3 protein-coding genes are annotated in these 10859 nt (G+C 41.4%); all 3 read left to right on the top strand.

From position 1 onward, the window contains the following. The first annotated feature begins 91 nt into the window (after window positions 1–91). Window positions 92–1012: a glycosyltransferase gene (locus L1D50_RS17740; RefSeq protein ID WP_128725259.1), complete on the top strand. Its 921-nt coding sequence runs from the start codon at window positions 92–94 to the stop codon at window positions 1010–1012. A gap of 26 nt (window positions 1013–1038) precedes the next feature. Beyond that, a complete protein-coding gene (locus tag L1D50_RS17735) occupies window positions 1039–7125 on the top strand; it encodes a type I polyketide synthase (RefSeq protein WP_239966515.1) in 6087 nt (2028 codons plus the stop codon). Continuing rightward, on the top strand, window positions 7125–10859 hold a 3735-nt coding region (locus tag L1D50_RS17730; protein ID WP_239966514.1), incomplete at its 3' end, for an amino acid adenylation domain-containing protein. The genes L1D50_RS17735 and L1D50_RS17730, both read left to right, overlap by 1 nt.

Genomic DNA, 10859 nt, shown 5'->3' with positions numbered 1-10859 from the left:
CATATTGACACCTATAATTTACATATTAAAAATAACGTATCCAATTTCGGTGCTAGTTTTTGCAATGAATGCAAACCAAAGGAATAAATAAATGAAAGATTGGAGAACAGGGATCAGCGTTATTATCCCCACCTATAACCGTAGCCAGCTATTACGTCTGACATTACAGAGCTTAGAAAAACAAACCCTCGATATCACTCTTTTTGAGATTATTATCGTAGACGATGGTTCGAGTGACGATACCCGTGAGGTCGTGAAATCATTTTCAGACACATTGTCAATAAAATATTACTTTCAACAGGATGAGGGATTCCGTGTCGCTCGAGCGAGAAATATTGGCATCTTAAATGCTCAATTTGAACATGTCCTCTTTTTAGACTCAGGTGTTATAGCCGAGCCCTCCTGCCTTTCTCAACACTTAACACGCTACCAAAGAAGTGATGTCGGTGTATTAATTGGGCTTTGCTTCGGATTTGAAGAACTAGAAGAATCAAACTTACGTAAATTCAAGCATCGATTATCTGAAGAAAATATCTTTACCGATAGCGCTTTCCTAGAACAATACCAAGACTGTAGAGCTGCCTTTTTACGCTCCCACCATTTTTCTCTTCACCAAATCAATGAGCCTTGGCTTATCTTTTGGACCTGCCATGCATCATGCAAAACTCATGCACTTTACGAGGCTGGTGGCTTCGATGAGTATTTTTGTAGCTGGGGAGGGGAAGATGTAGAACTTGCGTTAAGATTACATAATCTGGGCTGTAAATTCGAATTGATAACAGAAGCTAAAGCTGTTCATTATCCTCATCCAAAAGTAAAAGAAGATACCTACAGCAGTGCCAAAGAAAATATTGCTTATATTCATAATAAACATTGTTCGGTTGCAACATACCTCCTACAACAAGGCTTGAGTTGGCAAGATATATTGACTGCACATACCCGCCCAAATAGCGCCCTGACAGGTACCCTGTTTCACAAAAAGTCTAGCCCAACACTTAGTCAAGCAATCTAATAAATTACCGAATTTTGGAGTAAAAGATGAATAACAACCAAACTGCAACTGAGCAACAAAATGACATCGCTGTCATTGGTGTATCATGTCGTCTTCCTGGAGAAAATAACTCCCCTTTTGATTTTCATAACTTCCTAATAAACGGTGGTAATGGCATCACGGAAATTCCTAAAGAGCGTTGGGATGTCGACGCCTACTATGATAGTGATCGCGATAAAGCAGGAAAAATGTATGTTAAAAATGGAGGTTTTTTATCTGGTCTATCGTTATTCGATGCCCCTTTCTTTGGTATCTCCCCTAAGGAAGCCCCCTATATCGACCCGCAACAACGCTGGGCACTCGAAGTCGCCTATGAAGCGCTAGAAAATGCAGGATTAGATGTTGATAAGCTTAGAGGCAGTGATACTAGTGTATTCATGGGTCAGTTTATGCACGACTTTGAGCAATTACAAACCGATAGCAATGCCCATGAATTGGTTTCTAGTCACTCTGCGACAGGGTCTTCAATGACGCTCACGGCGAACCGACTATCCTACTGTTTTGATTTTCACGGTACCAGTCTTACGCTTGACACCGCTTGCTCCTCCTCACTTGTAGCACTAGATTTAGCATGTAAAGCGATTCACAGCGGAGACAGCCAAATTGCCTTAGCTGGTGGTGTAAACTTATTACTGAGACCAGAGATGACAATGTCGATTTGTAAAGCCTCCATGCTTTCACCTGATGGGCTCTGTAAAAGCTTTTCTAGCGATGCGAATGGTTATGTTAGGAGTGAAGGTGTTGCGGTAGTCGTGTTAAAAAAGCTGTCTGAGGCGATTAAAGATCAAAACCCGGTTCTTGCGATAATCAAAGCAAGTGGTACGAATCAAGACGGCCAGACTAGCGGGATCACCGTACCAAATGGACATGCACAGCAGCAACTTTTATCAAAAACCCTGGCCATTGCAGGTCTTACTGGTAGTGATATAGATTATGCAGAAGCACACGGGACTGGCACTGCAGTCGGCGACCCTATCGAAGTAAATGCGCTAGGCACTGTACTCGGTGCGCGATCCCAAGAGATAGAGCCGTGCTTAATTGGGTCAGTTAAAAGTAACATCGGCCATACTGAACCAACAGCAGGGATAGCTGGCTTGATTAAAACGATCAATGCCATGAATAGCGGCATAATCCCAAAAACATTGCATTGTCACACTATTAACCCCGCTATCAACGAGGCACAATTAAATATAAAAATAGTGACAGATAACACTGCTTGGCCAAATAGGGGCGATTACACTCCTCGTCGCGCTATTGTAAATTCGTTTGGTTTTGGAGGTACTAATGCCAATGTCGTGATTGAGCAAGCACAATCAACCTCCAGATCCTGCTCTACCCGTCCTAGTTTGTTGCAGCTATTCGTCAGCGCAAAATCAGCTGCTGCGCTTAAGTTACAAGTATCCGCCTATCTAGACCACTTAAAACCACTTGATGAAAGTGACGTACCCGATTTTTGTAGTAACTCAGTGTTATTACGGACTGCCTTTAAAAATAGAGCGGTTTTCACCGCGCGAGACAAAACCGCGTTGATTACGCAACTTGAAGACTTTATTTCCGAGCGGCCCAACAAAGTTAATCGTAGCGCAGCCTCCCAACCAACCTCCTCTGCCCCAATCGCTTTTGTTTTCTCTGGAATGGGAACTACTTGGCCAAAAATGGGACAAGCTTTATATAGCAGCAATGCTTTATTCAAGGCTGAGCTGGATAAAGTTGACATCGCACTACAACAATATGTGTCATGGTCTTTAATTGAGAAAATGCACTATGCTGATGACGAAATACATGAAACACAATACGCACAACCAGCAATATTCGCGATTCAAATTGCATTGTTTAAGCTATTAGCTCATTACGGTATCAAGGCTGATGCCATCGTTGGTCATAGCGCAGGAGAAGTAGCAGCAAGCTATTGTGCTGGTGTTTATAATTTTGAAGAGGCGCTTCGTATTATCTATCACCGTAGTCGGCTACAACAAACAACCGCTGGTGAGGGGAAAATGCTAGCTGTTGGAATCAATGAAACCCAAGCTCAAATGCTTTGTAATAAGCACTTTGGAGCTGTGTCAATCGCTGCAATCAATAGCAAAACTTCTATTACTCTCTCTGGTGATACCAACAATCTACAAGCAATCTCAGATGAGCTAGAGCTACAGGGCAAGTTTTCTAGATTTTTAAACGTTGAAGTGCCATATCACAGTCCAGTAATGGATAAGCTTAATAAGCCACTGATTGATTCTTTGTCACCTCTTCATCCAAGCGAACCAAATATTTCACTATACTCCACCGTGACAGGTTCAATTGCCGATTGGCAAAAGTGGACCGCTGAATATTGGCCTCAGAATGTTCGGGAGCCAGTTTACTTTGAAAAAGCGATACAAAACTTACTGGATGATGGCGTAAGGAATTTTATTGAAATTAGTCCGCATACGGTACTGTCAAATGTTATTAAACAGGTGGCCTCGGACCTCCCTATTTTTGCAACCTCTTTTATGATCCGTAACGAAGACGACGAACTCCAGTTTGCAGCAGGGTTGGGAGCTTTAGCAACATCAGGTTTGTTAGACCCTAAAGAAGCTTTACATGTGAAAAATTGCCCCCCTAATCACAATGTTCGGCTACCAAATTATCAATGGGAACATCAATCCTACTGGCATGAGCATCCTGATGTTCAACTTTCTCGCATTGAAAACAAGCAAAAGCGAGACGCTTTCTTAGATCTTAGTTTGCCAACACTCGGTCAACAGTTACTCAGCCAGCAGCCTATTTGGCAAAACAAAATCAGTACAAAAAATCAGCAGCACTTAACAGGACATCAGGTGGGTAATGAAACCATCTATCCAGGCGCGGCATACATTGAAGCTGCATTGCAACTGGCTCGAGTCCAAGCAGACGATACGAAATACACCCTCAGTGATGTTGAGTTTAATAGACCATTATATCTCAATGATGAGGAGATCACTCTTGAGACTCGACTTAATGTTGAAAACTCAACTATCTCTTTGTTTAGCTTTGAAAAAGAGTCCTGGTTCCAGCAAAGCCGATTTACTGTGGAGTGGAGCGAAAAAACAATCATCCAAGGCAAAACTTTTGACCAAAACACACGAGAATTTGAGCAGTGTATAAGTAAAGATGAGTTTTATACTCATTGCCATCGCTTAGATATGAACTATCAAGCACTCTTTCAAAGTGTGGTGCAATGTTGGAAATCATCATCGCAGGTTTTAGTAGAGATACAATGTGACTCTCAGGAAGACTCGAAAGTTATGTTAAGCCCTATGTTGCTTGATGGAGCTTTTCAAAGCTTCTTTCAATTAGTCGAACATTCGTACCTTCCTGTGAAAATTGATGAAATTATCTACCATCAAAAGCCCCCTAGCCATTGCTTCTCATTACTTGATGTAACCTTACTCAGTGATCCGCTTTGTGTTGGCGATCTAAATATCTATACGTTAGACGGACAGCTTTGCATTTCCATTTTAGGAATCGAGCTAAAAGCCAATACGCAACATCAGCTGAACCCTTTAAAAGAACTTAAATATCACTACACTTGGCAAAATTTGACAACGCCTATAACCAAAACAGAAACTCAGGCCAATACGCTTTGTATTCTTCGAAAAGGCTTTCCAATAAAAGGCTTAGGGCATTATCCAGTGGTTAATATTAGCAGTAACGATGATGTTGCTTTGATCACAGAAAAGTTAACCCCTTATTTAACCAGCACTGAACGCTTAATTATAGATCTTAGCCATTTATCCGATATCAAAATGCCAAATGAATGTCTTCCGCATAGCATTATCGATGAAGCTTTGGTCGCACCACTTAGCTACTTTCAAGCGATCCAAGCTGCAGCCTGGGGTAAGCCATTAGAAGTAATCGCCGTGACGAGATATGCTCAAGCTGTTAGCCAAACTCTAGTTAACCCCTTGCAAAGTGCGCTTTGGGGTATGTTGAGAGTATTTGCCGCTGAAAACCAACAATTCAAGCTCAGATTACTAGATATAGACCAACAGTTATCTAGTGTTGACACCTTTGAGCTGCTACTTAATACAAAACAACTCAGCGATACTGAAATGGCGATTCGTGATGGTCAAGCTTTCGTTCAACGACTTGAGCATCTAAGTTCTCAAGCTTGCGCTGAAGATAAATATTTTACCGTTACTACGCAAAAATCAAAATATTACAATTGGCACCTTGATGGGGAAAGTTGGGTTGCCTACGAGCATGATGACGAAAACAAAACTACTCCTGTACATGCCATCTCAATCAACCGTGCAGTTTTGGCAAATCGACCTAGTTACTTTGTTTATCAGCTTAAAGATGTTGCTGAACCCAAAGTAGCACTCGCCAATTGTGGCATCACCAATTACCTAGATAACACAGTGCCGTTCGTGTCGCTACCTGACATTAGTACATCTTGGTTAACTGAAAACTTAGCGGTTGTTCATCAATCTCTTGCCTTAGTGCAAACACTTTTGACACAAACTACTACTGTGACTTTTTTTAGCCCTACCACAGCTGCCAGTCTTGCTGCTATTTCCTGCTTAAAAACCGCGGGGTGCTCCATTCATATTATTGAATCAGCCGACCATCTCGATGTACTAGAACCTATTGACATCTTGGTCATTGATACTGTGATGACGATGCCAATCATACTGCAAGAGAAGTTAAGTTACGGCGCACATATTGTGAGTGCTGAACCACGACCAAAAACTAAATTAAATGAAGCCAACTACAACTATATAAAACCTACAATACAGTTAAATAAAACCCAATCTATAGAATCATTACATGCGTTTATAGTTCAGATTGTCGAGTCATTAAATGAGTATGAACAGATAGCTTTAAGTCAACCTTTGAGCGTACCAATTGATGCACTCACAACAAAGTTTCAACAGGAATATCAAGTAGTAACTCTTAACACTTTGCCTCCGGTAGCACGCCTAGCACATGCTCCGAGTGTTCACTTCCATGACAGTAGCTATCTTGTTACTGGAGGACAAGGAGGAATAGGCCTTGAAGTGGTAACTTGGTTATTTAATCAAGGCGCAAAACAAATCTTTGTTTCGGGTAGAAGTCCACTTAACAATCGCCTTAATACTATTATCAAAACCGCTGCACAATCAGGATGCACTATTAATTACATTCAAGCTGATATTAGTCAATATAATGATGTCATTGAGTTGATAAACAAGATTACTGCTACGGCGACTCCGCTAAAAGGTATATTCCATGCGGCTGGTTTGCTTAAAGATGCAACTTTCTCAGCCCAAACAGCAGAACACATGTATTCAGTTTTAGCACCAAAAGTGAATGGCGCTTGGTATCTGCACCTCGCCACAAGCTCTTTAGCACTCGACTATTTTGTTTGCTTTTCCTCAATCGCATCAATTGTTGGCTGGGCGGGTCAAGCGAACTATGCAACTGCTAACGCTTTTATGGATGGTCTATGTGTCGCTAGAAGACAGCAAGGGAAGCCGGCCCTTAGCTTAAATTGGGGACCGTGGTTAGAAGCAGGCATGGCGGCACAACTTTCAGAACAAGAGCAACAAGCTATGTTGCAAGCTGGAATGCATCCGCTCACCTCTAACGAAGGGGTCATTGAATTAGCGCGCTCACTACAAAGTACAAAACCTCAAATTGGTATTTTCAAAGTAGATTGGCTCAATGCAAAAATGGCAACAGGTAGTAGCGTATTTTCACAATTCCAATCAACAGACTTAAATAAAGATGAAGATCCAATAAAAGCCCAGTTACTTGAGGCAAGTTCAGCATCTCGACATACGCTACTCGAATGCCGTATCAAGGATGAATTAGCTAAAGTACTTGGGTTACAAGATGCCAACAACATTGAAAGTGGCTCCAGCGTGTTTGACTATGGCCTCAATTCATTAATGGCTATAGAGCTTAAGCAGAGATTGCAAACACTTTGTGATAACCCCCTTCCCGCTTCTTTAGTTATGAAACACGATTCCGTAACTAAGCTTACGAGCTTTATCGCGGCCTTATACGAAGAATATCATCAACCTGCAATTGATGTCGTTACCAATGAACAAGTCGTAAAGGTCACTTTATAATGGAACAGTTAATTGAAAAGTGCCAAACGCTTGGTATTTCATTTTCACTCAGTGTTGATGACCAACTCGAGTTACACGCAAAAACACAACCAAGCACTGAGTTGATCAATGAAATAAAAGCGGAAAAACAAAACCTTATTGCGATGCTAAAACGCAATAAAATGAAACAGTTAATACTCAAACTGTCACAGCCGATCAAGACAAGCCGGTCACACACGCGGTCTGAGGTATCATTTCAACAACAACGTATGTGGCTGGCTGATTCGCTACGAGAGGGAGCGACTGAGTATCACCTTGCTAAGGTATTTGACCTAAAGGGATTACTGAATTTAGCGCTTTTTGAACAGTCAATCCTACATGTTATTGCTCACAACAACATACTGACAACTCAATATCAAAAGACAGACTCATCAATACAGCAATACCTTGGAGACAACAGCACTGGAGTCTTTAACATACATAAATGTTCAGGTTTGAGTGACTCAGCTATATTTACCGCTATCCAGAAATGTGTGGAAAAGCCGTTTAACTTAAGTAGTGAAAACCCTATTCGTGTTGAGCTGTTTCAAAAAAGTCCTAATCATTATTACTTTGTTTTTGTAATACATCATATCGCCGCAGATGGATGGTCTATTGCGCTTTTTTGTCAACAGGTTGCGAGCGTCTATGCTCAATTAATTGATGGGCTCTCCGTTGACACAGAATACGACTCCATAAGCTACATTGACTACGCACTGTGGCAACGCGCAGTTCTAGAACCACAACAATTGGATTTACTCAGTCAGTGGTGGCAAGCCAAACTCAAAACTTGTACAACAAATGTTACTTTTCCTAGTGATAAAAACAGACCTTCTTTCTCAGATCTGCCAGCACAGGTTTATACAAGCCATATCAATAGCGAGCAGTTTGCATGCATAAAAGCATTTGCTAAAGCACACGCTTGCACTCCTTTTACTGTTGTTTATAGCTTATTTAATGTTTTGCTCGCATTCTACAGCAATGAAGAAGATATCGTGATTGGTACTCCTGTGGCCAATCGAGATCACCCTCAATTACAGACGTTAATGGGCTTTGTTGCCAATACCGTTGTACTTAGACAAAGTGTTGATTTAGGTAGTTCATTTGCTACGTTAGTGCATGCTGCAAAACAGCAAACCAGTGAAGCATTTGAGCATGCGCATTTACCATTTGAAGTGCTGTTAGAAAAGATATCGATCCCGAGGCATCATAATCAGCCACCGTTGATTAACATATTCCTTGCTATGCACAATATGAAGCCTATTGTGCCAGAGTTAAAAGGTATCGAGATCACACCGACCAAGCAACAATTTCGTAAGGCTAAGTTTGATCTGACTCTCGATATATTTGAGCATTCTGATGCGTTGTTGTTAGAGTGGGAATATGCGTGTGATTTATATCATCATCAAACTATCGAACAGCTAGCCGAAAACTTCTCACACCTCTTGGATACCTTGCTACAAAATGCAACCTCACCTATGTCCTCTGTTGCTTTTGTCGCGCCAAAGCAACGCAACGATATTCAACAAAGTTGGCAAGGTGCACATAGAGACTATAGCAAACACGATGCTTTACCCGAGGCTCTACAACATACATTTGCTCAATATAAAGATAAGATTGCGATAGTAGACGATTCTGGAACATATAGTTATCAAGCGCTACAAAAACTTGTCGAGAAATACACTACCCTCATCCAAACACAACCACTTCACCATAATTGCTTTATTGGCGTGTATTGTCAGCGCTCAGTTCATATGGTTGCGGCGATGTTAGCTATCTTGCGTAGTGGTCATGCCTATCTGCCATTAGACCCAGACTACCCAGTAGTAAGAGTTGAGCATATGGTGAATGATTCAAATGCACAACTTATCTTATGTGATTATAAATTGGAGACACGCTGCCAACTCTTTAATGTTCCAGTGCTGAGCTTACAATGCAACCATGGAGAAGTGGCAACTCATGAAGACTTATCGCCTTGTACCGCAATAGATTCACTTGCTTATGTAATTTATACCTCAGGTTCCACGGGTAAACCCAAGGGTGTTACTGTCTCCCATCTTGCATTAAGAAATTTTATAACCGCGATGCAAGAAACATTTGTACTAAGTACCAATACCCGTGCACTAGCAGTGACTTCGATCTCATTTGATATTCATGTATTGGAATTATATCTACCGTTACTCAGTGGCGGCAGGATCCACCTAGCAACCGCGGAGCAAGGCAAAGACCCTCAACAGTTACAATCGCTTATCGATAGAGCAGCTATTAATTTTATTCAGGCAACTCCGACTTCGCTCGGTATGCTTAAGAACTTTAATGTACAATTTAGTGCTAATACCACAGTGCTAAGTGGTGGAGAAGCGCTGCCATTGGAGTTGCAACACTACCTCAACCAACAAAATGTTTCTCTTTGGAATATGTATGGACCAACTGAAACAACGGTGTGGTCATCAATTGCATTATTAAAGCATGATGATGACATCCATCTGGGGAAGCCCATTGCCAATACTCAATTTTATGTTGTTAATAAGCATCACCAAATATTGCCAAGAGGTGCCACTGGTGAACTGCTCATCACTGGCGATGGGCTAGCTAATGGCTATTTGAATCTCCCCCAGCGAACCGATGAGAAATTTGTATTACTCAATATCACTGATACCCAAACTAGCGCCTATAAAACTGGCGACTTAGTGAAAATTGATAGTAAGGGACAACTGATTTACCAAGGACGTATAGACCAACAAATTAAGCTAAATGGTTTTAGAATAGAAATTTCTGAAATAGAAAACACTATCTCTCAATACCAAGGTATTGACGCCGTAGCCGTGGTGCTGAATCAGGCTAATATGCTAACTGCCTTTATCGTTACCCAATCGCCCAAAGATATAAATCTCATCGCATTGCGCCAGTATATTGCAGAGCGATTACCACACTTTATGCAACCCGCTGAAATAAGGGTACTTGAACAATTACCGCTTACACCAAATGGCAAAACAGATAAACTCGCACTGTCTAAACGAGCGCAGCTCGAGAACAATACCCAGCATACAGATGGCATGTTGCAAGGCTACTCTAAGACACTGCTTCAACTTTGGCAAAATAAGTTACACCTAACCACTTTTGATCCGTTTAAGTCCTTTTTTGAACTTGGCGGCAACTCAATTCAATTGATCGATCTCGTTGCGACCATCAACCATGAGCTCAATCTATCTATTACAATAAAAGCCTTTGTTAGTAACCCTTGTTTGGATCATATGGCCATGCTTGTGGGCCAAGCTCGGTCTGATGCATTCGACACGATAAACCTGACTGTAGATGAATCTAGTTATGTAGATAGTGACGCAATACAGATACCTAGCCTGCCTAATCGTCAACATCTACTGGCAATGGGTGGTAAAAATCACCTTTGGGTAGTCAATCATACTATGGCACTAAAAGACGAAGATCACACGCTGACTTATGCGTTAGTTTATCGTGCACTTACCCTACTTATCGCTCACCACCCAGCATTCAGAACTACGTTGCATCCCGAGTCGCAAACTGAATATATTCAAAGTGTAAAAACCACCTTATCACAAAAAATATGCTTTGACTTATCCCACTTGGATGTCGACCAAATCGCCCCCTTTATCACCAAAGAGGTGAATACGATTCGTTTAGCATCAAGTTTATTAAGACTCTTTTATATTAAGAAAAATGGCAGTGTGTTCCTTACC

Source organism: Pseudoalteromonas sp. Isolate6 (assembly GCF_022398435.1).
Taxonomy (GTDB): Bacteria; Pseudomonadota; Gammaproteobacteria; order Enterobacterales; family Alteromonadaceae; genus Pseudoalteromonas; species Pseudoalteromonas galatheae.
This window is presented reverse-complemented; position numbering and strand designations above follow the sequence as displayed.